This window comes from Rickettsia senegalensis (assembly GCF_056135685.1).
In genome coordinates, this window is the sequence record NZ_JBVYTQ010000002.1 from 148,486 (window position 1) to 172,410 (window position 23,925).

Below are 23,925 nucleotides of genomic sequence, written 5' to 3' on the forward strand. Positions count from 1 at the left end.
TACTATATAATTTTCCTCGCAATGGCGGGGTGGTATCCATGTGGGCAATGGCATCAATCCACCACTAATTCACAATCCCTTCTAAAATAATTAATAACTTATAAATTTAGGAAAATTAATGAGAAAACAAAAAATACCTACTTTATCTACATCAGTTTTAAGTCAATATAAAACTCCAAGCCTAGATTCCCCCGATTCAGAGAGAGAAATGAAACCTGCATCGGTAAAGAGTGATATAGAAGAGCTGGAAGTGTGATTTAAAGATAAAACAAAAAGCGGCATAAAAGCTTTTAATAGTGCATTAAAGGTATGTATTGAAAATAATCCCACTGCCTTATTACATGAAGCGGCTGAGCATGGTAAAAAAGATTTAGTAATAGAGATATTAAAATTAAATCCAGATTCTATAAATTCTAGTACCCCTCAAGGCTTATCGGTCTTACATTCAGCAATTGCAGGGGTTGATAATAATAAAGAAATTATTGAAATCCTATTACAGGCGAAACCTACTTTAGTAATACAAAAAGATGCTTCAGGTCTTACTCCGTCATTTTATAACACTAATAAAGAAATAAGGTCATGCCTCCATATTGCAGTTACGCCTATTAAAAAGCTATACGTTCAATAAGAGTACCAATAACCTTATCATGAATATCCAATGTAATAGTTGAGATTTAATCTTACATTTAGTAAAATTAAGATAATATTAAATGGAGGATTAGAGATGAATCTAAATCAAAAAATAATAAAGCCAAAAATAGGATTACTAGAATTAGCTAGGAGTCTTGGTAGTATATCGTCAGCATATAAAGCTATGGGTTACAGTAGAGACAGTTATTATAGGTTTAAAGAGTTATATGAAACAGGAGGAGAAGAAGCATTATATGAGATTAGTCGGAAGAAGCCAATTATAGCGAATAGAGTTGATCCTGCCGTAGAGAGAGCAGTATTAGATATGGCAATAGAATACCCCGCTTATGGTCAGCTGCGAGTATCAAATGAGCTTAAAAAGACTGGTATTCTTGTATCACCTGGAGGAGTTAGATCTATTTGGCTACGTAATGATTTAAATAATATCAATAAAAGACTTAAAGCATTAGAAGCCAAAATGGCTCAGGATGGTATTGTTCTTACCGAAGCTCAGTTACAAGTATTAGAGAAACGGCGTAGCGAGAAAGAAGCTCATGGTGAGATTGATACACAGCATCCAGGTTATCTAGGATGCCAAGACACATATTATGTAGGTAATTTTAAAGGCATAGGCAAGGTATATTCTCAAGTGTTTATTGATAGTTACACTCGGGTTGCAGAGGCTAAACTATATACTGATAAAACAGCACTTACCGCTGCTGACATGCTTAATGATAGAGTGTTACCATGGTATGAGAGTCAGCAAATACCAGTACTTCGTATTTTAACTGATAGAGGTGGTGAGTATAAAGGTAATATAGAACATCATGCTTTTGAATTGTTCTTAAGCATTGAGGGTATTGAGCATACTACTACTAAAGCATATTCTCCTCAAACAAATGGTATGTGTGAACGTTTTAATAAAACTATGAAACAAGAATTCTTTGATACTGCTATGCGTAAAAAGATCTATACTGATCTTGATGATCTACAACTAGATCTTGATATTTGGCTAGAATATTATAATAATGAAAGACCGCATTCCGGTAAATATTGCTATGGAAAAACACCTATGCAGACTTTTATGGATAGTAAAAAGTTAGCTGTTGAAAAGAATAACGAAATCTTATATCTTGAATACTCATCTGACAGTCATAACTTATCAGACATTCAGATATAATTTTTATAATGTCTGTGAGATTAAATCTTGACTTCTACATATCCAATGACTTGGAAAAGCAGATTGTCTTACGTGCAAGCCTCTTGCATCTCGTTCTAAGGTTCAAGTTACTTCGTTCTATCCGTTGAGTGTATTTTTTACTGATAATATGCTTTTTAGGGTCTAATAACCTAGCATAACTCCCCCATCCATCTGTATAGTAAAAAGTCACCTTGAAATTCTCTAGTTTTTTCAGTAATGATTCTAATGTGCTATCACATCTTGTACCAAACGTATAAGCAACTACTTTTAACGAAATCTTATCCAAGGCATACCAAAGCCATCGTTGTCTGGATTTATTCTGTACATAAGACCATTGTTCATCTATCTCAGGAGCAATAATTACTTCTGTTGTACTGATAGAATGATTTATTGTTTTTTAATACTAGATTTTTTTAAAACACGGATAACTGTATTGATACCCACTTTTAATACTCTTACTGTATCTCTAACTCCAGAGCCGTTGATTGACATTTCTACTATTTGCTCCTTAACTCCAGGCTTAGATGCATTATTAATATACTCCAATTAAAAATATCGATTACACCGCTTGCATTGATATCTCTGTTGTTTTGAAATTGAATATCCTGACTTTATTACTTCTTCTGTGTTGTTACAATATCTACACTTAACATCTATTTTTGCCATAACTCCTTAACTATAATTCTCTCTTATTACTGTTTGAGGATTATAGACTATTTACTCTAAACTGCAATACGGAGGCACGACCAGAAATAATAGCAATATTACAACATTATGAAGGAAATGTTATAGACCGGCTTAATATAAAGCCATGGAAAGGTTGGGAAGAAGATATGCACGAATATTTAAAAAATGAGATGCTTATAATTGGGAACACCAAGCATACAATAAATGGAGATTGTATAGAAAATTTGTAAATTATTAGACAAGCCTCTTCCTTGTAAATTTAATATAGAGTATTAGATTTGCAAGGAAGATGTAGAGAGTTCTTTAATAAAAAACGATAAGTATGTAAAACTTACCTATAAAGTATTTTAAGTGTAGAAGTCAAGATTTAATCTTACAGACATTATAAAAATTATATCTGAATGTCTGATAAGTTATGACTGTCAGATGAGTATTCAAGATATAAGATTTCGTTATTCTTTTCAACAGCTAACTTTTTACTATCCATAAAAGTCTGCATAGGTGTTTTTCCATAGCAATATTTACCGGAATGCGGTCTTTCATTATTATAATATTCTAGCCAAATATCAAGATCTAGTTGTAGATCATCAAGATCAGTATAGATCTTTTTACGCATAGCAGTATCAAAGAATTCTTGTTTCATAGTTTTATTAAAACGTTCACACATACCATTTGTTTGAGGAGAATATGCTTTAGTAGTAGTATGCTCAATACCCTCAATGCTTAAGAACAATTCAAAAGCATGATGTTCTATATTACCTTTATACTCACCACCTCTATCAGTTAAAATACGAAGTACTGGTATTTGCTGACTCTCATACCATGGTAACACTCTATCATTAAGCATGTCAGCAGCGGTAAGTGCTGTTTTATCAGTATATAGTTTAGCCTCTGCAACCCGAGTGTAACTATCAATAAACACTTGAGAATATACCTTGCCTATGCCTTTAAAATTACCTACATAATATGTGTCTTGGCATCCTAGATAACCTGGATGCTGTGTATCAATCTCACCATGAGCTTCTTTCTCGCTACGCCGTTTCTCTAATACTTGTAACTGAGCTTCGGTAAGAACAATACCATCCTGAGCCATTTTGGCTTCTAATGCTTTAAGTCTTTTATTGATATTATTTAAATCATTACGTAGCCAAATAGATCTAACTCCTCCAGGTGATACAAGAATACCAGTCTTTTTAAGCTCATTTGATACTCGCAGCTGACCATAAGCGGGGTATTCTATTGCCATATCTAATACTGCTCTCTCTACGGCAGGATCAACTCTATTCGCTATAATTGGCTTCTTCCGACTAATCTCATATAATGCTTCTTCTCCTCCTGTTTCATATAACTCTTTAAACCTATAATAACTGTCTCTACTGTAACCCATAGCTTTATATGCTGACGATATACTACCAAGACTCCTAGCTAATTCTAGTAATCCTATTTTTGGCTTTATTATTTTTTGATTTAGATTCATCTCTAATCCTCCATTTAATATTATCTTAATTTTACTAAATGTAAGATTAAATCTCAACTATTACATTTTAAGCTTAAAAATTATAATTCAGTAGTAAGGATATATTTGATATTTCCATCTTCTCCTATCAATGGGCAATACTCTGTTTGAGAATTATAATCATCATTACTAATTGATGTTTGTGGTGATAGTTTTTGTGCTAATATTACCAATTTTTCTTCATATCACTCAAAAGATTTTTTTAAATCCTCTTTTGTAATTTTTACAGTTTTAGCTTTATCTACTTCATCTATGTTTATGCTAGATGTTTCAAAAGCTTTTGTTACTTTTTTGGGGAAAGAAAAATATGTTTTTATTTTTACTAATGTTGTTTTTATTTCCGTTGAAAAAATGTAATAAGTTTATCCAATAACATCTAATACCTTAAAATTATTTTGAAGCGGCAATATAAGTCTTATTTATAAATGTCAACATAAATTAATATATAATTACTATAAGTATTAACAAATGCTAATTATTATAATTTTCTTTCACAAAATCGAAATAAGCTGTTATTAATATAAAAAACCAATCTTAATCTAGTATATGCGTTCTTTATTTATAGTAATTATATTCTTTCTAATGAGTAGTTGTAATTTAAAACCGGTATATAGTGAAAAATACAGTAGAAATAATGATTTAGAAGCGATTACAGTTGAACCGATTAGAACAATTGAAGGAGCTGAGTTTTATCATCGTTTAACTAGTATTTTACCTCAGAAAGCAAAAGCAAAATACCTGCTTAAAGCAGAGCTTATCGCAACAACTATGCCTGCTACTATTGAAAAAAACTCTAATGTTTTAAGGGAATATATTAATCAATTAGTTAGGTATAAATTAATTGATATAGAAAGCCAAAAGGTTTTAATTGAAGAGAAGTTTTACCAAAACACGTCATATAATGCTATTTTTACACCATATGCAACAAATGTTGAAAGAGATGCAACAGGAATAGACTTGGCATATCAAGCAGCAGAAGAAATTCGTAGCAGATTAATTTTATATTTTACACGGACATAGTTAAGCTATGAAATTTTATTTTTCACAAATAGGTAGATTATTTGGACCAATAAAAGCCGGAAAGATTAGAGCTCTTTTACTATACGGTCCTGATAAAGGCTATATAGAAAAAATTTGTAAGCATTTAGTAAAAAGTTTAAATATGCTACAAACTTCTATAGAATACTCAGAGCTTAATATTTCATCTTTAGAAATGTTACTTAATGCGCCTAATTTTTTTGGTCAAAAAGAATTAATTAAAATTAGATCGGTTGGGAATTCAATCGATAAGAATTTAAAAACAATTCTAAGCAGTGATTATGTAAATTTTCCTGTATTTATAGGGGAAGAAATTACTTCAAGTAGCAGCTGTAAAAAGTTTTTTGAAACAGAAGAATATTTAGCGGCAGTTGCTTGTTATCATGATGATGAAGCAAAAATTGAACGAATTATTTTAGGTAAAGTAGAAAAAACTAATAAAATTATAAGTAAAGAGGCTATCCCTTATTTAAAAGCTCATTTAAAAGGTGATCATGATTTAATTTGTAGCGAAATAAATAAATTGATATATTTTGTTCATGATCGAAGAGAAATTACTTTAAACGATGTTCTAAAAGTTATAAGTAGCGAAATTACGGCAAACGGTAGTGATTTAGCAATGTATTTTTCAAAAAAAGATTATAGTAATTTTCTACAAGAGCTGGAGATATTAAAAAAACAAAATATCAATGAAGTTTTAATTATTAGAGCATTAATAAGGCATTATTTAAATTTATATATAGTTTTGTCGAAAATAAAAAACGGTGAGAGTTTGGAGCTCGCAATAAGATCATTATCACCACCGATTTTCTATCAATATATTAATGATTTTACAAAGATAGTAAACAGTCTTAGCCTAACTGAATGTTTACAGACTTTAAAACTGTTACAGCAAGCGGAGGTAGATTATAAATTAAATCCTGCTGGTTTCGATTTATTCCAAAGTATACTTTAAAGTAAATGAAGAGTAGACGAGGTTTAATTTGGAAAAGAGCAAGGAGACTATAAGGCGAGGAGCAGAGCGTATACTTAATACGTGGCTACTCGCACTCTTATAAGACGACGTAGTCAATTTTTCAAATTAAACGAGTATACATTATGCCAAGACCTGATTTTTCTGACCCTAACAAACAAATTCACGAAATAATTAGAGTTAATTATGCTGGAGAGTATGGGGCAAAAAGAATTTATCAAGGGCAGCTAAAATATATCAAATCTCAGAATGATCATATATTAATTAAAGAAATGCTTGAACACGAAGAGGTACATTTAAATTATTTTGAAAAAAAATTACTAGAAAAAGAAGTAAGGCCCACGTTTTTATTATTTTTTTGGCATCATTACGGATTTTTACTTGGTGCCTTATCTTCCTTGACGGGAATAAAAACAGCGATGCTTGTTACCGAGAGTGTAGAAGAAGTAATAGAAAAACATTATGGACAACAAATAAATTATTTAGAAAATAAAAATATTGAGCCGGAATTATTAAATAATATTATTAAATTTCGACTTGATGAAATTGAACATAAAAATATTGCTATAATGAATGATAGTACTGAGGCAGTATTTGCAGAAATAACTAGTAAAATAGTGAAGATAATTTGTCGTATCTCTATAATTTTAAGTAAGAAAATTTAGAGTTAACAGCTTCATTAGTTGAAAAATCTAGAAATATTTTACTTCTAAGATATTAAGAAGATGATAAAAAACATTAATAATATTATTAAAAACGATGATGAAAAGAAAAACTTTTTTCTAATTTTTTCTTTATTTTTTGCATTTGTATTTTTTAGAATTAATAAATCTTTATTTTTATTAAACACAAGCTAATACTACTCACAATTCCTTTATTTAATTTATACCTAAACCTAATCTAGAATTAATAAATAAAGGTGCCAGGGGTTAAGCTCCGTTGCTGTAAGACAACAACCTCCATTATACTTCATGATTTTACTCACTTATAATAATAGACCCCTGGCATAACTTAATATTAAGTTTTGACAGATTGGTCTTGCAACAATGGAGCTTAAACATTATTAACGGTCTATATATTAGTTGAATAATATAAAGAGTCAAGGGATTTTAGTTGTCATTAATAATAAATAATGTAATTCTGAGTTACGAGGTATATTTTCTATATAATCTGTTTCTAGAATTTGCTTTTACATCAATAATAATTTATATTTATTTATATACTAAGATAGAACTTGAAAAATTGACCATCTCGTCTTTGTAAGACCTTGGACGCTCACATATTGCTATACGTTCTGCTCCTCGACCTACAGACCTATTACTCTTTTCCAAGTTGATCGTCGTATATCTATTCGTAAGTATAATTAGAAAATGATAAAATAAAATATGAATCCAAATTCACATCCTATGACTAAATCGCATTTATTCCATATAGTAGACCCAAGCCCTTGGCCCGTCCTAACATCTTTTGCTTTACTTCTTTTGGTTATAGGCGGTGTCTCGTTCATGCATGGCTACAAATTTAATATATATATATTATCTGCAGGAGTTATTTCAGTAGGTTACTGTTTATATTCTTGGTGGAGAGATGTAGTGAAAGAAGGCATAGTCGAACATCAGCATACTAGTCCTGTTAGAAAAGGTTTACAAATAGGTATGGCACTATTTATTTTAACGGAAATAGTATTTTTTGGTGTATTTTTTGCCTCTTTTTTTAAATCAAGTCTATCACCCGTAGGTCTTTTAGACGGTGTATGGGTTGTAAAGCAGGGAATTTGGCCTCCACCTGCAATTAAAACTTTTGATCCATTTGATATTCCTTTTATCAATACTTTAATACTACTCTTATCGGGTACTACCGTTACTTGGGCTCACTATGCCTTAGAAGAAAAAAATCAAAAAGATTGCGTAACTGCACTTGCTCTTACCATAATGCTTGGAATATTTTTTACAACTATGCAAACATATGAATATTATCATGCGGCGTTTAAATTCACGGATGGTATATATGCTTCTAATTTTTATTTAGCCACGGGTTTTCATGGAGCTCATGTAATTATAGGTACTATATTTCTAATAGTTTGCTACTTTAGAGCAAAAAGAGGAGATTTTACTACAGAAGGTAATGGACATTTAGGGTTCGAATTTGCTGCATGGTACTGGCATTTTGTGGACGTGGTTTGGTTATTTTTATTTACATTTGTTTATATATTTGGAAGCTGAATTATACTATATGTGATTATAATGTTACTTAAAATAAGTGTTTTTAAAATATTTTTACATATTAATTAAAATTGCATATATTTAGGAGTTGATTTATATATAAATAAATTATACATTATTTTTTAAATGCTAATTATTTTATTGAGGTAAAACACATGAACTTTCCTATTCGTAAATTAAACGAAGAATTAATCGATTATAATCTATCATTACGCATACTATTTACTATTCTAAGCGTGGCTATTATTATGGTAGCTTTTGATAGCTTAGGTAGTAGTGTCGGCGATCCTGTGGGTGATGCATTATGTAAGTTAATTCTAGTATTCAGAGGCAATACTGCAAAAGGTATAGCTGTTGTCGGTATAATTGTTTTGGGAATTCAAACATTAAGAGGAAAATTGCAGTGGGAAGTAGCTTTAGTAGTAGTTACTGCAATCATTATATTATTTAAAGCTCCAGATATCGTTAATATGGTATCAAGTGATACTAATAGCTCAAGCTGTGGTGTTTCCTAATACGCGATAATAAAAATTATTATATCTTTAGTAATACCCATAAGTTTCGGCTTATGGGTATTTTTATTTTTAAGTGACGTTCTTACATAGCCTAAGCATTGCCTGTGTGGATAATACCGAGTCGTCATTGCGAGGAGGCATTGATGCGTGGACCGGTTTATCCGTCATTGCGAGGGAAAATGTAAGTTTTGACGGTCATGCCTCCATATTGCAGTTATGCCTATTAAAAAGCTATACGTTCAATAAGAGTACCAATAACCTTATCATGAATATCCAATGACTTGGAAAAGCAGATTGTCTTACGTGCAAGCCTCTTGCATCTCGTTCTAAGGTTCAAGTTACTTCGTTCTATCCGTTGAGTGTATTTTTTACTGATAATATGCTTTTTAGGGTCTAATAACCTAGCATAACTCCCCCATCCATCTGTATAGTAAAAAGTCACCTTGAAATTCTCTAGTTTTTTCAGTAATGATTCTAATGTGCTATCACATCTTGTACCAAACGTATAAGCAACTACTTTTAACGAAATCTTATCCAAGGCATACCAAAGCCATCGTTGTATGGATTTATTCTGTACATAAGACCATTGTTCATCTATCTCAGGAGCAATAATTACTTCTGTTGTACTGATAGAATGATTTATTGTTTTTTAATACTAGATTTTTTTAAAACACGGATAACTGTATTGATACCCACTTTTAATACTCTTACTGTATCTCTAACTCCAGAGCCGTTGATTGACATTTCTACTATTTGCTCCTTAACTCCAGGCTTAGATGCATTATTAATATACTCCAATTAAAAATATCGATTACACCGCTTGCATTGATATCTCTGTTGTTTTGAAATTGAATATCCTGACTTTATTACTTCTTCTGTGTTGTTACAATATCTACACTTAACATCTATTTTTGCCATAACTCCTTAACTATAATTCTCTCTTATTACTGTTTGAGGATTATAGACTATTTACTCTAAACTGCAATACGGAGGCACGACCGTTTTGACGAAGCAATCTCAGGATATTTGATGAGATTGCCACCCTCCTTACAGTCGCTCGCAATGACGGCTCAGTGTCACCCTGTGGCTTGACTACGGGATGACAGAGGTGAAATTGAACCACGCAACCGACTTTACTTAAATAAAAGCCCTAATCTATTACCTATAGCAATATCAATATATTTTGCTGTAACAGGGATTCCTTCAATATTCATTTCTAGATATATTGCTTGTTTTGCAGGGATTTTTGCTTGCAGCTTTGTAATTGATACACATTCATCTAAAGCTTGATTATTACTATCCATTACTCTAACTTTGATTATAGGATCAGAAATTAAATAATCAGACTGATTAGATAATTTATAAAATATCTTCATACCGCCTATATGATGAGATTTTCCTAAATTAATTTCTTCTATCTTTAATTGATCATATTTACCTAAAAATTTAAAACTATCTATTAGTAATATCGCTAAACAAAAAATTATAAAGCTAGTCCATAATATTGAAGATATATTATATTTTTTCTTAGTATGAATATACGGTAAAATAACCGGCACATTAGCATTATAATGATTTTTAATAGGAGTTTTAATAGTTTCCGTGTTTACTTTATCTTTAAAGTCATTTAATTTACTAGTATTATAGTCTAATTTTTGATACCACAAATGGCTACATTTGGAACATTTTACTCGTCGTCCGTTAATACCTATTTGATTGCTTGTAACGATAAATCTTGTTTGGCAATTTGGGCAAGTAATATACATAGTTAATTATAATTATTATGTTTGACTTCATGATAATCTCATTTATTATTTTTGGCAATAAAACAGTTAAAAGATATGTCCTCTCTTATTAAAGAAATTGAAGAAGCTTGGCAAATTAAGGACAAACTTCTTCAAGATTCTTCAAAGCTTATAACATTAAAAAAAACACTTAATGATATTATAGAAAGCTTAAATCAAGGTACAATTCGTGTTTGTGAAAAGAAAGAAAATAGTTGGGAAGTTAATGAATGGGTAAAGAAAGCTATATTGCTATATTTTATCACTACGGAATCGCAACTTTATAATAACAATTATAGTAGTTGGTATGACAAAGTTGCTCCTAAATTTTCTGCGGATACTGATAAAAATATATTCAAAAAAGCAGCTATACGTAAAGTTCCCGGAGCTGTTGTTAGAACCGGTACTTATATAGCTAAAAATGTTGTAATTATGCCTTCTTTCATTAATATAGGTGCTTATATAGATGAGGGAACAATGATTGATACATGGTCTACTATCGGCTCATGTGCTCAAATCGGTAAGAATTGCCATATTTCAGGTGGTACGGGAATAGGAGGGGTGCTTGAGCCGTTGCAAGCAAAGCCGGTTATCATTGAAGATAATTGTTTTATCGGTGCAAGATCGGAAATAGCAGAAGGGGTAATAGTAGAAGAAGGAGCAGTAATTAGTATGGGAGTGTTTATTGGTAGCTCTACAAAAATAATATACAGAGATACAGGTGAAATTATTTACGGCAGAATTCCGGCTTATTCTGTTGTAGTTCCCGGAGTATTACCTGCTAAGGAAGCCGGCAAGCCTGGACTTTATTGCGTAGTTATCGTAAAACAAGTCGATAAAGCTACTAGAGCTAAAGTAAGCATTAATGATTTGTTAAGGTGATTGTTCGCTGTCACCTAGTTCGTGTAACTAGCGTTGTTGCATGGCTCAAGAAAAGTACTCGGTGTTATTCCTGCGGAAGCAAGAATCCAGCATAAAGCGAGATAATCTCAGCTTTTAATTTCAAAAATTTTCTGTATTTATACTTTTTTTTGGATTCCTGCTTTTAGCTAAGAACGACATAAGAACCATGCAACAAGACCCGCTTGACCACAGGATAACAAAGAGGAACAATAAGGCACTCAACACTAATGAACGGTCACGGATCAATAATATCGCCGATTATATCTTTAAGTGTAATAGTTGAGATTTAATCTTACATTTAGTAAAATTAAGATAATATTAAATGGAGGATTAGAGATGAATCTAAATCAAAAAATAATAAAGCCAAAAATAGGATTACTAGAATTAGCTAGGAGTCTTGGTAGTATATCGTCAGCATGTAAAGCTATGGGTTACAGTAGAGACAGTTATTATAGGTTTAAAGAGTTATATGAAACAGGAGGAGAAGAAGCATTATATGAGATTAGTCGGAAGAAGCCAATTATAGCGAATAGAGTTGATCCTGCCGTAGAGAGAGCAGTATTAGATATGGCAATAGAATACCCCGCTTATGGTCAGCTGCGAGTATCAAATGAGCTTAAAAAGACTGGTATTCTTGTATCACCTGGAGGAGTTAGATCTATTTGGCTACGTAATGATTTAAATAATATCAATAAAAGACTTAAAGCATTAGAAGCCAAAATGGCTCAGGATGGTATTGTTCTTACCGAAGCTCAGTTACAAGTATTAGAGAAACGGCGTAGCGAGAAAGAAGCTCATGGTGAGATTGATACACAGCATCCAGGTTATCTAGGATGCCAAGACACATATTATGTAGGTAATTTTAAAGGCATAGACAAGGTATATTCTCAAGTGTTTATTGATAGTTACACTCGGGTTGCAGAGGCTAAACTATATACTGATAAAACAGCACTTACCGCTGCTGACATGCTTAATGATAGAGTGTTACCATGGTATGAGAGTCAGCAAATACCAGTACTTCGTATTTTAACTGATAGAGGTGGTGGGTATAAAGGTAATATAGAACATCATGCTTTTGAATTGTTCTTAAGCATTGAGGGTATTGAGCATACTACTACTAAAGCATATGTAGAAGTCAAGATTTAATCTTACAGACATTATAAAAATTATATCTGAATGTCTGATAAGTTATGACTGTCAGATGAGTATTCAAGATATAAGATTTCGTTATTCTTTTCAACAGCTAACTTTTTACTATCCATAAAAGTCTGCATAGGTGTTTTTCCATAGCAATATTTACCGGAATGCGGTCTTTCATTATTATAATATTCTAGCCAAATATCAAGATCTAGTTGTAGATCATCAAGATCAGTATAGATCTTTTTACGCATAGCAGTATCAAAGAATTCTTGTTTCATAGTTTTATTAAAACGTTCACACATACCATTTGTTTGAGGAGAATATGCTTTAGTAGTAGTATGCTCAATACCCTCAATGCTTAAGAACAATTCAAAAGCATGATGTTCTATATTACCTTTATACTCACCACCTCTATCAGTTAAAATACGAAGTACTGGTATTTGCTGACTCTCATACCATGGTAACACTCTATCATTAAGCATGTCAGCAGCGGTAAGTGCTGTTTTATCAGTATATAGTTTAGCCTCTGCAACCCGAGTGTAACTATCAATAAACACTTGAGAATATACCTTGCCTATGCCTTTAAAATTACCTACATAATATGTGTCTTGGCATCCTAGATAACCTGGATGCTGTGTATCAATCTCACCATGAGCTTCTTTCTCGCTACGCCGTTTCTCTAATACTTGTAACTGAGCTTCGGTAAGAACAATACCATCCTGAGCCATTTTGGCTTCTAATGCTTTAAGTCTTTTATTGATATTATTTAAATCATTACGTAGCCAAATAGGTCTAACTCCTCCAGGTGATACAAGAATACCAGTCTTTTTAAGCTCATTTGATACTCGCAGCTGACCATAAGCGGGGTATTCTATTGCCATATCTAATACTGCTCTCTCTACGGCAGGATCAACTCTATTCGCTATAATTGGCTTCTTCCGACTAATCTCATATAATGCTTCTTCTCCTCCTGTTTCATATAACTCTTTAAACCTATAATAACTGTCTCTACTGTAACCCATAGCTTTACATGCTGACGATATACTACCAAGACTCCTAGCTAATTCTAGTAATCCTATTTTTGGCTTTATTATTTTTTGATTTAGATTCATCTCTAATCCTCCATTTAATATTATCTTAATTTTACTAAATGTAAGATTAAATCTCAACTATTACAAACCAAATAAATACTGATTTAACCAATCATATCTTACAGTTCTATTATATCTTTCAATATATGCATTTTGCTGAGGCATGCCTGGCTGAATGAATAATAACTTGATATTCTTTTCTTTTGCCCACTTGCTCAATAATTTACTGATATATTCAGGTCCATTATCACAACGTATAGATTTTGGCTTACCTCGCCATTCTATAATTTGATCTAGTGACCTGATAACTCTTCCTGCTGACAATAAAAAATCAGTCTCAGTACCAAGGCTCTCTCTATTAAAGTCATCAATCACATTAAATAAACGATATTTCCTACCATTCTCTAAACTATCGTGCATAAAATCCATGGACCAGCAATCATTTATTGTTTTAGACACTATAAGCTTTTTAGGCTTTGCTCTAAGTAATCTCTTCTTAGGCTTTATTCTCATATTAAGGGCTAGCTCCTTATATATCCTGTATACACGTTTATGATTCCAACCAAAACCTTTGATATTACGTAAATATAAAAAGCAGAGGCCAAGGCCTCAGTTCTTTTGATCACCTACTAAACGCATTAGCTGGCCTGCTATAATATCATCCTCAGATGATAGCTTCCTTTTATATCTATAGCATGTTTCGCTGACACCAAAGATCTTGCATGCACTCCTTATAGAAATATCTTTTTCTCCAGATATTATTTTAGCCATCTCCCGCCTTTGAGATGGCTTCCTAACTTTTTTTCAAGTACTTCCTTTAATATATCAGCTCTTAGCCTTTCCTCAGCATACATCTTTTTAAGCCGTGCATTTTCCGATTCTAACTCCTTTAATTTAGTAATCATCGGTAAAGCCATACCACCATACTTTGATCTCCATTTATAAAATGTCGCTGATGGTATTTTGTGCTCTCTCAGTATAGACGCTACAGGCATCCCACCGCTCGCTTGCTTTAAGATAGACATGATTTGGCTATCACTGTGCTTTGATATTGTCATTTATAGAATCTCCTCCTTTGTTTCTAGAAAATTCTACTCCTTTTGTCGATTGTTTTTGGGGGGGTTGCCGTATATATATGTTACTTCCGGTGATATTGTTGTATTAAGCAATAAAACGGTTTTACATAAAAGAGATAGCTATAGTCCTAAATGGGATGGAGAAGATCGTTATTTTATTAGAATATATTCAGTTAAAGATATCAACCAAGGTATATTAGCAAATTCTGCTCAACCTTGGATATGGGTATAGTAACCATAATACAACTAAATTCACAAAACTTCAGACAAGCTAAATTTAAGGACGAGTCTGCAAAGCGTACATCAGTACGTGGGCACAGACGAGTCCTACAAAATTGCTTGTATCAAGCTTTGTGAATTTAGCTGTACTAGACGGTTTTATGTAAATCACATAAAAACGTCATTGCGAGCAGGCATTGTTGCGTGGACCGGTAAATGCTCTTTATGTCATTCCAGCAACCGCGGGAATCCAGAAAATGACTGTCACCCCGTGGCTCGGCCTATAGTACCGGACAATTTTTATTATATGTCATTCCTGCGTAGGCGGGAATCCAGTAAAGTAAAGCTTTTTTTAAAAGCCTTACTTTAAAAAAACTATGTAATAAAAAATCTTTAATTTTAAAGATTTTTTAATATGGGTCTCCGCTTTCGCGGGGATGACATCGAGATTTTTTAAAGAAATGTCCGGTACTATAGGCTTGACCACGGGGTCCAATTAAAAATACTAAAATTTAGTATTTTTAAGTTGTATTTTTGGGTACCGAGATCAAGTCGCGGTATGACAACGGTGGATTCCCGCCTACGCGAGAATGACATAGAGCCGGCTTTTTGAGCCATGCAAAAACGTCTACAGTCGCTCGCAATGACTGGGTGGTACCCAAGCAATAACGCTATAAAAATTTTAAAAAAATTAGAATAGGTTTTTATCTTAACTTGTAAGCTATAAATAGAAACTCTACCAAAATTTAACGGTGGGAATTGCAAAGCTTTTTTATTTCTTTTTCCTTTTCTTTATTTCTTTTCTTAATGCTATTTCTTTCTTTTATAATTTTCTGTTTAGTTTCAAACGGAGCAAAAAAATAAAGCAGTATAATATTCTGCGTCAGAAGCATATAATTTTCTACTAGCATCCACTGCTATCCAATCTAAAGCTCTTTTTCCTTTAAAATCTTTAATTTTTTGATCTGCTCCATACTCTAATAAAATATGAACAGGTTCAACATTAAGATATGATGCTGCATGCATAAGGGAAGTCATTCCGGTTTTAGAATTTTGAATGTTAGGATTAACGCCTAGCTTAAGCAAAAGTTTTATGAAATCAGGATTATTTCTTTCTGCGGCTAGCATCATTCCGGTAATACCGTCTTCATATCTTAAATTGGGTCTCATTCCCTGATTAATTAAAAATTCGGCAATTTCCGACTTCATAAATCCTATATTTATATGGATTAAACTCATGGATGCACCACGCTTTAATAAAAAATCGGCAATTTTTATATTATTATTCGATATAGCATAATCTAGAGGAACCCAACCCAAGCATGGTTGATTTACTCCGTATCCTTCATCTAATATCTTTTTTACTTCATCAAGATTATTTGCCTTAATAGCATCTGCTATCGGTGTAATTGGATCTCCAACTTTTTGATCATACGCAACACCGTTCACATATATCTTTTTAGTTTTAAACTCGAGCTTACATTCCTTAGCATGGATAGAAGGAATAATAAAAATAATTATAAACTTTAAAATTACATGAATAATTTTCATATAATCAATCTAGGTACTATATAACTATGCAGCATTAAACCTTTATCGGTAAGAGAGATATTGTTATCTAACTTAATTAGACCTTGGTTTTGATAATGCTGCAAGTTATTCATGTCTAAAATATCAACTAATTTTGCATTTATTTTCTGCTCTAGTGCCGCAATATTTATACCGCTTTTAAGACGTAAGCCCATCATTAACGTTTCTTCAATGATTTCTTGATGCGTTAACTTAGTATTAGTTTGAATACCGACATTTTTTGCGTTAACCGAGTCTAACCATTTTTCAGGTTTATGCCACATCATAATTGCTGATACCGTTGCCGGTTCAATTATTCTACTATGGGCTCCGGGACCTATACCTAAATAACTATTATAATTCCAATAAGTTAAATTATGCAAACATTCCTGACCTTTTTTAGCATAATTAGATATTTCATATCTCAAATATTTTTGAGATTCTAGATAATGATTTGTCCATTCATACATTTCAGCTGCCGCATCTGAATGAGGCAAAATCAGATTACCGTCTTTAAATAATTTATAAAACGGCGTACCTTTTTCGATAGTCAGTTGATAAAGAGAAATATGACAATTTACGAGCTGCATAGCTTGCGTTAATTCTTCTTGCCAATCTTTTAATTTCTGGTCGCTACGTGCATATATTAAGTCAAATGATACTCTTGGAAAAATCGCATTTGCCGCTTCAATTGTTTTGATGGCTTGCAAGGAATCGTGGGTTCTTCCTAATTTTTTTAAATCATCCTCTTTTAAGGATTGTACCCCAATAGAAACACGATTAATCCCGGCGGATTTGAATGCTTTAAACTTCTCAGTTTCAAAGGATGTGGGATTAGTTTCTAGAGTTATCTCGGTTTTATTATCAATAATTGCTAGATTACTGATTTTATTTATTATCCCTGCAACTACTATAGGGTTCATTAACGAAGGAGTACCGCCGCCGAAAAAAATAGATTTAATGTATTTATTTTGAATAATATCCTTAAAATACTCGATTTCCGTTTCATAGGGTTTAAGCCATTGATTATGGTTTACAGCACTTGCCACATGAGAATTAAAATCACAATATGGACATTTTGACAAACAAAACGGCCAGTGAATATAAATGCTTAAATCATTAGCCATAACTCTCATATTTTTTAAGAATTCAGGCAGTTTGTTGTAACTTCTCAATTTCTTCTTTTTTTAAGCCTGTTGAGGCAATTATTAAGTCAGTTTTTAAGCCGGCTTTGATTAAATTTTTGGCTATAATAATTTTTTCTTTTCTTCTACCTTCTTGCCTACCTTTTTCTATACCTTTTAGTTCCCAATTACGTGCTATGCTTACCATAATTTTTTCTCTCTTTTTAGGATTTAAATGTGATTTAAGCATTGTTTCTAGTTCTATTTTATCAGTTTACTCAATTTTAGTCAAAGTATAGAATAAAATTAGCTCTATATAATCAATACCTATATTGACCTTAGAAAATTTAGGCAAGAGATTAGCTATCTCTGTCCATCTTTTCAATAAATCACGTTCATGAATATGCTTCATAAAAAATTGTAAAATTACGGACCAAGCATGTTCTTTCAATTGTTCATCAGGAATTTCATGAACATTAATTAGCTGATAACCATTAGTCCAAGTAGCTTTTACTAATTCACTATTTTCAAATAATTCCCATAAATTTAAAGGAACATTATATTTTTGTATGCCGTTATAAAACATTAACGGATATATAAAAGGAAATTTCTTGCTTTTTGTTGCTTTCATATAATATTCGGCAATCTTTAACATATAATTAAACAAGCGAAAAGCCATGTAATAATCAGGTTTGCTTTGATGTTCTAATAATAAAAATAAGTAACTATCTTCACTATTAAATTTAACGGAAAATAAAATATCTAATATGGATTTCTTAAGTGTTTTATCTACAAAACTATCTTTTTCCATTTTAAGAGTTTTAAAAGAAATCAAACTTTGTATATGAAGCGGTAAGTGCATTTGAAAAAACTCTTTGGCAACTATTGGATTTTCAAATGCACTGCGTATAATCTCGTCGTGCTTTAGATTTTTAGGCATAAATATTAATGATATTCTGCGCTACAAATACACCATTAATAATACTTTTGCAATTATACATTGAGATAAATTAAGCTTTACAATTTTTGTTTATTAATCCAATATATATCACTTAAATATAAAATTCTTGTACCAGAAGATTATAAGGATAAATATATTATGTACATGGAATAAAATCGATTAGCCGAGATTTCAATAATAAATATTTTTAATTTAAGAGATATTATTAAAGTGATGAAAAAAATTACCTACTATTTTACAATTATTTTATTAACCTTTTGTGTTCAAGCTATGGGAGATAATAATAAACAAATATATAACTCTCAAGATACCAAATTTCTAGAAGAAGCTGAAGGTGCTGAAGCTTTAAAATGGGCAAAAGAGCGTACGGCAAAAACTAAAAAATCTTTTAAGGGCATGCCGGAATATAAGCCAATAAAAAAAGAAATAGAGTCTATACTATATGACCAAAGAGAAATACCTTATGGGTTTATCCGCAACGGTTACGTATATAATTTTTGGATGGATGATAAAAATCCGCAAGGTTTATGGCGTAGAACGTTATTAGAAAATTATTCTAAGGACAGACCGGAATGGGAAGTTTTGATTGATTTTGATAAATTATCGAAAAAGTACGGCAAAAAAGTAATGTATCGAGGTGATATAGAATGTTTTCAAAGCCCCAATCTTTACCTTATTGCTATGTCATTCGGCGGCAAAGATGAACTTTGTTTAAAGAATGGAGTTTAGAGAAAAAAGATTTCGTAAAGAATGGTTTTGAGCCAAAAGCAAGTAACGGAAAATTATTAGAAGGAAAGTTTACTGTCCCTACTTGGGTTAACCAAGATACTATTATCGCTAACGTTCTTTTACATAAAAAAGAATTCGGCGCAGGTCATTCTTGGGTAACTGAGCATGGTGATCCGGAAAATCCTCAAGATTTAGTGCATATCAAAAAATATGCACCGCTAGAAAATTTATCTTTAACGCAAAAATACCCGGCTGTCTTAATTACGGATTCAGTATGGGATCAGCGTGTACACCCATGGCATGGAAGAATTTTTGAGTATGTGTTTGAGCAAAACCCAAATACTAAAACTTACTTTCTAGAAAGTAGTGATAGCGGACATGGTAGCGGTAGCGACTTAAAAATGTAATAGTTGAGATTTAATCTTACATTTAGTAAAATTAAGATAATATTAAATGGAGGATTAGAGATGAATCTAAATCAAAAAATAATAAAGCCAAAAATAGGATTACTAGAATTAGCTAGGAGTCTTGGTAGTATATCGTCAGCATATAAAGCTATGGGTTACAGTAGAGACAGTTATTATAGGTTTAAAGAGTTATATGAAACAGGAGGAGAAGAAGCATTATATGAGATTAGTCGGAAGAAGCCAATTATAGCGAATAGAGTTGATCCTGCCGTAGAGAGAGCAGTATTAGATATGGCAATAGAATACCCCGCTTATGGTCAGCTGCGAGTATCAAATGAGCTTAAAAAGACTGGTATTCTTGTATCACCTGGAGGAGTTAGACCTATTTGGCTACGTAATGATTTAAATAATATCAATAAAAGACTTAAAGCATTAGAAGCCAAAATGGCTCAGGATGGTATTGTTCTTACCGAAGCTCAGTTACAAGTATTAGAGAAACGGCGTAGCGAGAAAGAAGCTCATGGTGAGATTGATACACAGCATCCAGGTTATCTAGGATGCCAAGACACATATTATGTAGGTAATTTTAAAGGCATAGGCAAGGTATATTCTCAAGTGTTTATTGATAGTTACACTCGGGTTGCAGAGGCTAAACTATATACTGATAAAACAGCACTTACCGCTGCTGACATGCTTAATGATAGAGTGTTACCATGGTATGAGAGTCAGCAAATACCAGTACTTCGTATTTTAACTGATAGAGGTGGTGAGTATAAAGGTAATATAGAACATCATGCTTTTGAATTGTTCTTAAGCATTGAGGGTATTGAGCATACTACTACTAAAGCATATTCTCCTCAAACAAATGGTATGTGTGAACGTTTTAATAAAACTATGAAACAAGAATTCTTTGATACTGCTATGCGTAAAAAGATCTATACTGATCTTGATGATCTACAACTAGATCTTGATATTTGGCTAGAATATTATAATAATGAAAGACCGCATTCCGGTAAATATTGCTATGGAAAAACACCTATGCAGACTTTTATGGATAGTAAAAAGTTAGCTGTTGAAAAGAATAACGAAATCTTATATCTTGAATACTCATCTGACAGTCATAACTTATCAGACATTCAGATATAATTTTTATAATGTCTGTAAGATTAAATCTTGACTTCTACACTTAAAAGACAGCACTGATTATTATACCAATTTCTTTACATTTTTTTGCGAATGTCTTAAAACTGAAAATTGATTGAATTTTACTTCACGGAGATGTTGCCCGTGTGGATCAATTTCACCTCTGTCATCCCGTGATTTATTCACGGGATCCAGTTAAAAATACTAAAATTATTAGCATTTTTTATTACTTTTTCTGGATTGCCACGTCGCTTTCCTCCTCGCAAGACATTGTTGTGTGGATACCGATGTCATTCCCGCGTAGACGGGAATCCAGCATAAAGCGAGATAAATCGAGCTTTTAATTTCAAAAATTTGCTGTATTTATACTTTTTTTCTGGATTCCCGCTTCGCGGGAATGACATAAAGAGCATTTACCGGTTCACGCAACAACGCCTCCTCACAATGACGGTTTTATAGTATCCACGCATCAACGCCTAGCTGGAATGACATGAACTAGCCACACAACAACACCAAAAGTTGCTCGCAATGACGGTGCAGGTATCCATGCAATAATGCCGTTTTACGAAAACAATTTTCCAATTCCGCTACGTAATAGGTTTTTAGGGTTCATTTTACTGGCTTTTTTCATCATCTCACTTATTTGCTTATATTGCTTTAGCAAAATATTTACCTTTTGTACTGTAGTCCCTGCTCCAGCAGCTATACGTTTTCTACGAGAAGCATTAATGATGTCAGGATTCTTACGTTCTTTCAGCGTCATAGATAAAATAATTGCTTCTTGATGTTCAATTATTTTACTATTTAATTTTGATTGATCTATTTGGTTCATAATTTTACCGCTACCCGGTAACATGCTAAGTATACTTCCAAAACCTCCCATTTTTTTTATGCTTCTCATTTGCTGAAGATAATCATTTAAATCAAACTTACCTTTTTTCAATTTAGCTGCCGTTTTTTCGGCTTCTTCTCTATCAACGATACTAGCTGCTTTTTCAACAAAAGAGATAATATCACCCATATCAAGTATTCGAGAAGCTAAACGTTCAGCATCGAATTCTTCTAAATCTGTTAATTTCTCACCGCTACTTAAAAATTTAATCGGCTTTTTAGTAATATATTTTACACTGAGTGCTGCACCGCCCTTGGAATCGCCATCAATTCTAGATAAAATCAATCCTGAAATCTCTAGCTTTTCATTAAAACTGCTTGCCGTAACTACCGCATCCTGCCCTGTCATACTATCAATTACTAACAAAGTTTCCGTAGGTTCCACTATCTTTTTTATTGCAAGAGCTTCCTCCATCATCTCTTTATCAATTTGTGTACGACCTGCCGTATCATAAATTACGACGTCATAAGCAGAAATTTTAGCCTCGGCAATAGCTCTTTTGACAATATCAAGAGGTTTCTCACCTTGCACAATAGGTAATGAATTAATCTGTACTGAGTTTGCAAGTATAGCAAGTTGCTCTTGTGCGGCCGGTCTGTAAGTATCCAAAGAAACAAGCAAAACTTTTTTATTTTGATTTTTAAGTCGTAAAGCAAGCTTACTGCTCGCCGTAGTTTTACCGCTCCCTTGCAACCCTACCATTAGGAAATTTACCGGCGGCTTTGAATTTAAATTTAGCTTTGTCTCACTTTCGCTTGAAGCTAAGAGATTTATCATCTCTTCATGAATAATTTTAATTATCATCTGCCCCGGTGAAACGGATTTAATAACCTCCTGTCCAAGTGCCTTTTGTTTAACTTCCGCTATAAAATCTTTTATCACCGGTAATGCAACATCCGACTCTAAAAGAGCTACTCTTATATCCCGCATAGCAGCATCTATTTGAGCTTCCGTCAAAATGCCTGAGCTAACTAGTTTATCAAAAATCTTCGTTAAATTTTGTGTTAAAGTTTTAAACATGCAAATAATTTAATTTATAAAGTTCTAATATATTTTGCTCAATATGTTTTAGCAACAATATATTTTGTTGGGTCATGCCTCCATATTGCAGTTATGCCTATTAAAAAGCTATACGTTCAATAAGAGTACCAATAACCTTATCATGAATATCCAATGACTTGGAAAAGCAGATTGTCTTACGTGCAAGCCTCTTGCATCTCGTTCTAAGGTTCAAGTTACTTCGTTCTATCCGTTGAGTGTATTTTTTACTGATAATATGCTTTTTAGGGTCTAATAACCTAGCATAACTCCCCCATCCATCTGTATAGTAAAAAGTCACCTTGAAATTCTCTAGTTTTTTCAGTAATGATTCTAATGTGCTATCACATCTTGTACCAAACGTATAAGCAACTACTTTTAACGAAATCTTATCCAAGGCATACCAAAGCCATCGTTGTCTGGATTTATTCTGTACATAAGACCATTGTTCATCTATCTCAGGAGCAATAATTACTTCTGTTGTACTGATAGAATGATTTATTGTTTTTTAATACTAGATTTTTTTAAAACACGGATAACTGTATTGATACCCACTTTTAATACTCTTACTGTATCTCTAACTCCAGAGCCGTTGATTGACATTTCTACTATTTGCTCCTTAACTCCAGGCTTAGATGCATTATTAATATACTCCAATTGAAAATATCGATTACACCGCTTGCATTGATATCTCTGTTGTTTTGAAATTGAATATCCTGACTTTATTACTTCTTCTGTGTTGTTACAATATCTACACTTAACATCTATTTTTGCCATAACTCCTTAACTATAATTCTCTCTTATTACTGTTTGAGGATTATAGACTATTTACTCTAAACTGCAATACGGAGGCACGACCTTTTGTTGTTTTATGTAGGCGTTGTTGCATGGATCGATTTTCCGTTGTCATCCTAGCTAGCTTGTAGTGGGATCCAATTAAAAATACTAAAATTATTAGTATTTCAGGTTGTTTTTATGGACCTAGTGGTCAAGCCAATAGTACCGGATAATTTCTATTCTATGTCGTTCCTGCGTAGGCGGGAACCCAGTCAAATAAAGCTTTTTTA

At 32.5% G+C, this 23,925-nt stretch carries 19 protein-coding genes and 8 pseudogenes; 14 read left to right on the forward strand and 13 right to left on the reverse strand.

Annotated elements, in window-relative coordinates; translation table 11 throughout:
- Nucleotides 1-118: 118 nt before the first annotated feature.
- The 3 genes from AC0ODJ_RS08475 to AC0ODJ_RS08485 all read left to right on the forward strand — a co-directional run bounded on the left by AC0ODJ_RS08475 (nt 119) and on the right by AC0ODJ_RS08485 (nt 1,810).
- Nucleotides 119-256: an ankryin gene (locus AC0ODJ_RS08475; protein WP_218460225.1), complete on the forward strand. Its 138-nt coding sequence runs from the start codon at nt 119-121 to the stop codon at nt 254-256.
- 57 nt (nt 257-313) lie between these two features.
- Nucleotides 314-628, forward strand: coding sequence for an ankyrin repeat domain-containing protein (locus AC0ODJ_RS08480; RefSeq protein ID WP_474466029.1), 315 nt, complete (start codon nt 314-316; stop codon nt 626-628).
- Between the two features lie 96 nt (nt 629-724).
- On the forward strand, nt 725-1,810 hold the full coding sequence (locus AC0ODJ_RS08485) for an IS481 family transposase (RefSeq protein WP_121834048.1): 1,086 nt from the start codon (nt 725-727) through the stop codon (nt 1,808-1,810).
- A gap of 34 nt (nt 1,811-1,844) precedes the next feature.
- Here AC0ODJ_RS08485 and AC0ODJ_RS08490 read toward each other — a convergent pair.
- The 3 genes and pseudogenes from AC0ODJ_RS08490 to AC0ODJ_RS08500 form a co-directional block, all read right to left on the reverse strand.
- Nucleotides 1,845-2,497, reverse strand: a pseudogene (locus AC0ODJ_RS08490) (IS1 family transposase).
- Between the two features lie 412 nt (nt 2,498-2,909).
- Entirely contained in the window at nt 2,910-3,995 is a 1,086-nt protein-coding gene (locus tag AC0ODJ_RS08495) for an IS481 family transposase (protein ID WP_121834048.1), read from the reverse strand.
- Between the two features lie 80 nt (nt 3,996-4,075).
- Nucleotides 4,076-4,410: pseudogene (locus AC0ODJ_RS08500) on the reverse strand (hypothetical protein).
- A 170-nt stretch (nt 4,411-4,580) separates the two neighbouring features.
- Here AC0ODJ_RS08500 and AC0ODJ_RS08505 point away from each other — a divergent pair.
- From AC0ODJ_RS08505 to AC0ODJ_RS08525, 5 genes are all read left to right on the forward strand, one after another.
- Nucleotides 4,581-5,054 carry a hypothetical protein gene (locus tag AC0ODJ_RS08505; RefSeq protein WP_218460573.1) on the forward strand — a complete coding sequence of 158 codons (474 nt, stop codon included), beginning with the start codon at nt 4,581-4,583 and terminating at the stop codon, nt 5,052-5,054.
- Nucleotides 5,055-5,061: 7 nt separating this feature from the next.
- Nucleotides 5,062-6,027 carry a DNA polymerase III subunit delta gene (gene holA, locus AC0ODJ_RS08510; RefSeq protein ID WP_218460574.1) on the forward strand — a complete coding sequence of 322 codons (966 nt, stop codon included), beginning with the start codon at nt 5,062-5,064 and terminating at the stop codon, nt 6,025-6,027.
- Nucleotides 6,028-6,170: 143 nt separating this feature from the next.
- Entirely contained in the window at nt 6,171-6,710 is a 540-nt protein-coding gene (locus AC0ODJ_RS08515; protein ID WP_218460575.1) for a demethoxyubiquinone hydroxylase family protein, read from the forward strand.
- Between the two features lie 720 nt (nt 6,711-7,430).
- Complete coding sequence (locus tag AC0ODJ_RS08520) at nt 7,431-8,267, forward strand: cytochrome c oxidase subunit 3 (RefSeq protein WP_218460576.1); 837 nt, start codon at nt 7,431-7,433, stop codon at nt 8,265-8,267.
- Nucleotides 8,268-8,422: 155 nt separating this feature from the next.
- Nucleotides 8,423-8,782, forward strand: coding sequence for a TrbC/VirB2 family type IV secretion system protein (locus AC0ODJ_RS08525; RefSeq protein ID WP_218460577.1), 360 nt, complete (start codon nt 8,423-8,425; stop codon nt 8,780-8,782).
- Nucleotides 8,783-9,005: 223 nt separating this feature from the next.
- Here the strand turns inward: AC0ODJ_RS08525 and AC0ODJ_RS08530 are convergent.
- Nucleotides 9,006-9,700 (reverse strand): annotated as a pseudogene (locus AC0ODJ_RS08530) (IS1 family transposase).
- Between the two features lie 215 nt (nt 9,701-9,915).
- Nucleotides 9,916-10,548: an MJ0042-type zinc finger domain-containing protein gene (locus tag AC0ODJ_RS08535; protein ID WP_474465997.1), complete on the reverse strand. Its 633-nt coding sequence runs from the start codon at nt 10,546-10,548 to the stop codon at nt 9,916-9,918.
- A gap of 75 nt (nt 10,549-10,623) precedes the next feature.
- On the opposite strand from AC0ODJ_RS08535, the gene dapD reads away from it, so the two are divergent.
- Both dapD and AC0ODJ_RS08545 read left to right on the forward strand, forming a co-directional pair.
- Nucleotides 10,624-11,448 (forward strand): 2,3,4,5-tetrahydropyridine-2,6-dicarboxylate N-succinyltransferase, encoded by an 825-nt coding sequence (gene dapD, locus AC0ODJ_RS08540; RefSeq protein WP_218459902.1) that lies wholly within the window; start codon nt 10,624-10,626, stop codon nt 11,446-11,448.
- 357 nt (nt 11,449-11,805) lie between these two features.
- A pseudogene (locus AC0ODJ_RS08545) lies at nt 11,806-12,597 on the forward strand (helix-turn-helix domain-containing protein); the annotation flags it as partial.
- A 38-nt stretch (nt 12,598-12,635) separates the two neighbouring features.
- On the opposite strand, the gene AC0ODJ_RS08550 reads toward AC0ODJ_RS08545, so the two are convergent.
- Both AC0ODJ_RS08550 and AC0ODJ_RS08555 read right to left on the reverse strand, forming a co-directional pair.
- Nucleotides 12,636-13,721, reverse strand: coding sequence for an IS481 family transposase (locus AC0ODJ_RS08550; protein ID WP_474465632.1), 1,086 nt, complete (start codon nt 13,719-13,721; stop codon nt 12,636-12,638).
- Nucleotides 13,722-13,790: 69 nt separating this feature from the next.
- A pseudogene (locus AC0ODJ_RS08555) lies at nt 13,791-14,758 on the reverse strand (IS3 family transposase); the annotation flags it as partial.
- A 55-nt stretch (nt 14,759-14,813) separates the two neighbouring features.
- Between AC0ODJ_RS08555 and AC0ODJ_RS08560 the strand changes: the two are divergent.
- Entirely contained in the window at nt 14,814-15,008 is a 195-nt protein-coding gene (locus AC0ODJ_RS08560) for a hypothetical protein (RefSeq protein WP_474465999.1), read from the forward strand.
- Between the two features lie 995 nt (nt 15,009-16,003).
- Here the strand turns inward: AC0ODJ_RS08560 and AC0ODJ_RS08565 are convergent.
- From AC0ODJ_RS08565 to AC0ODJ_RS08580, 4 genes and pseudogenes are all read right to left on the reverse strand, one after another.
- Nucleotides 16,004-16,546: pseudogene (locus AC0ODJ_RS08565) on the reverse strand (ankyrin repeat domain-containing protein); the annotation flags it as partial.
- Nucleotides 16,543-17,700 (reverse strand): radical SAM family heme chaperone HemW, encoded by a 1,158-nt coding sequence (gene hemW / locus AC0ODJ_RS08570; RefSeq protein WP_474466031.1) that lies wholly within the window; start codon nt 17,698-17,700, stop codon nt 16,543-16,545. The gene hemW and the pseudogene AC0ODJ_RS08565, both read right to left, overlap by 4 nt.
- Before the next feature lie 13 nt (nt 17,701-17,713).
- Nucleotides 17,714-17,938 (reverse strand): RpnC/YadD family protein, encoded by a 225-nt coding sequence (locus AC0ODJ_RS08575; protein WP_256621344.1) that lies wholly within the window; start codon nt 17,936-17,938, stop codon nt 17,714-17,716.
- Between the two features lie 24 nt (nt 17,939-17,962).
- The gene (locus AC0ODJ_RS08580) at nt 17,963-18,628 is read right to left on the reverse strand and encodes an Rpn family recombination-promoting nuclease/putative transposase (RefSeq protein WP_474466002.1); all 666 of its coding nucleotides are present in this window, start codon (nt 18,626-18,628) and stop codon (nt 17,963-17,965) included.
- A 234-nt stretch (nt 18,629-18,862) separates the two neighbouring features.
- Between AC0ODJ_RS08580 and AC0ODJ_RS08585 the strand changes: the two are divergent.
- The 3 genes and pseudogenes from AC0ODJ_RS08585 to AC0ODJ_RS08595 form a co-directional block, all read left to right on the forward strand.
- Nucleotides 18,863-19,512 (forward strand): annotated as a pseudogene (locus AC0ODJ_RS08585) (prolyl oligopeptidase family serine peptidase); the annotation flags it as partial.
- A gap of 21 nt (nt 19,513-19,533) precedes the next feature.
- Nucleotides 19,534-19,785: pseudogene (locus tag AC0ODJ_RS08590) on the forward strand (prolyl oligopeptidase family serine peptidase); the annotation flags it as partial.
- 60 nt (nt 19,786-19,845) lie between these two features.
- Nucleotides 19,846-20,931 carry an IS481 family transposase gene (locus tag AC0ODJ_RS08595; RefSeq protein WP_474465598.1) on the forward strand — a complete coding sequence of 362 codons (1,086 nt, stop codon included), beginning with the start codon at nt 19,846-19,848 and terminating at the stop codon, nt 20,929-20,931.
- A 559-nt stretch (nt 20,932-21,490) separates the two neighbouring features.
- Here the strand turns inward: AC0ODJ_RS08595 and ffh are convergent.
- Both ffh and AC0ODJ_RS08605 read right to left on the reverse strand, forming a co-directional pair.
- Nucleotides 21,491-22,840: a signal recognition particle protein gene (ffh, locus tag AC0ODJ_RS08600; RefSeq protein ID WP_474466004.1), complete on the reverse strand. Its 1,350-nt coding sequence runs from the start codon at nt 22,838-22,840 to the stop codon at nt 21,491-21,493.
- A gap of 100 nt (nt 22,841-22,940) precedes the next feature.
- A protein-coding gene (locus tag AC0ODJ_RS08605; protein WP_240466735.1) for an IS1 family transposase occupies nt 22,941-23,635 on the reverse strand; the annotation gives its coding sequence in 2 pieces (ribosomal slippage) (nt 22,941-23,362 and nt 23,362-23,635; 696 coding nt in all).
- Nucleotides 23,636-23,925: the final 290 nt, after the last annotated feature.

Excerpts from the sequence above, each read along its gene's own strand:
- AC0ODJ_RS08505 (WP_218460573.1), top strand. The coding sequence starts at position 4,581 with ATGCGTTCTTTATTTATAGTAATTATATTCTTTCTAATGAGTAGTTGT.
- dapD (WP_218459902.1), top strand. The coding sequence starts at position 10,624 with ATGTCCTCTCTTATTAAAGAAATTGAAGAAGCTTGGCAAATTAAGGAC.
- AC0ODJ_RS08580 (WP_474466002.1), bottom strand. The coding sequence starts at position 18,628 with ATGCCTAAAAATCTAAAGCACGACGAGATTATACGCAGTGCATTTGAA.
- AC0ODJ_RS08485 (WP_121834048.1), top strand. The coding sequence starts at position 725 with ATGAATCTAAATCAAAAAATAATAAAGCCAAAAATAGGATTACTAGAA.
- AC0ODJ_RS08515 (WP_218460575.1), top strand. The coding sequence starts at position 6,171 with ATGCCAAGACCTGATTTTTCTGACCCTAACAAACAAATTCACGAAATA.
- AC0ODJ_RS08595 (WP_474465598.1), top strand. The coding sequence starts at position 19,846 with ATGAATCTAAATCAAAAAATAATAAAGCCAAAAATAGGATTACTAGAA.
- AC0ODJ_RS08575 (WP_256621344.1), bottom strand. The coding sequence starts at position 17,938 with ATGCTTAAATCACATTTAAATCCTAAAAAGAGAGAAAAAATTATGGTA.
- AC0ODJ_RS08475 (WP_218460225.1), top strand. The coding sequence starts at position 119 with ATGAGAAAACAAAAAATACCTACTTTATCTACATCAGTTTTAAGTCAA.
- hemW (WP_474466031.1), bottom strand. The coding sequence starts at position 17,700 with ATGAGAGTTATGGCTAATGATTTAAGCATTTATATTCACTGGCCGTTT.
- holA (WP_218460574.1), top strand. The coding sequence starts at position 5,062 with ATGAAATTTTATTTTTCACAAATAGGTAGATTATTTGGACCAATAAAA.
- AC0ODJ_RS08495 (WP_121834048.1), bottom strand. The coding sequence starts at position 3,995 with ATGAATCTAAATCAAAAAATAATAAAGCCAAAAATAGGATTACTAGAA.
- AC0ODJ_RS08550 (WP_474465632.1), bottom strand. The coding sequence starts at position 13,721 with ATGAATCTAAATCAAAAAATAATAAAGCCAAAAATAGGATTACTAGAA.
- AC0ODJ_RS08535 (WP_474465997.1), bottom strand. The coding sequence starts at position 10,548 with ATGTATATTACTTGCCCAAATTGCCAAACAAGATTTATCGTTACAAGC.
- AC0ODJ_RS08520 (WP_218460576.1), top strand. The coding sequence starts at position 7,431 with ATGAATCCAAATTCACATCCTATGACTAAATCGCATTTATTCCATATA.
- AC0ODJ_RS08525 (WP_218460577.1), top strand. The coding sequence starts at position 8,423 with ATGAACTTTCCTATTCGTAAATTAAACGAAGAATTAATCGATTATAAT.
- ffh (WP_474466004.1), bottom strand. The coding sequence starts at position 22,840 with ATGTTTAAAACTTTAACACAAAATTTAACGAAGATTTTTGATAAACTA.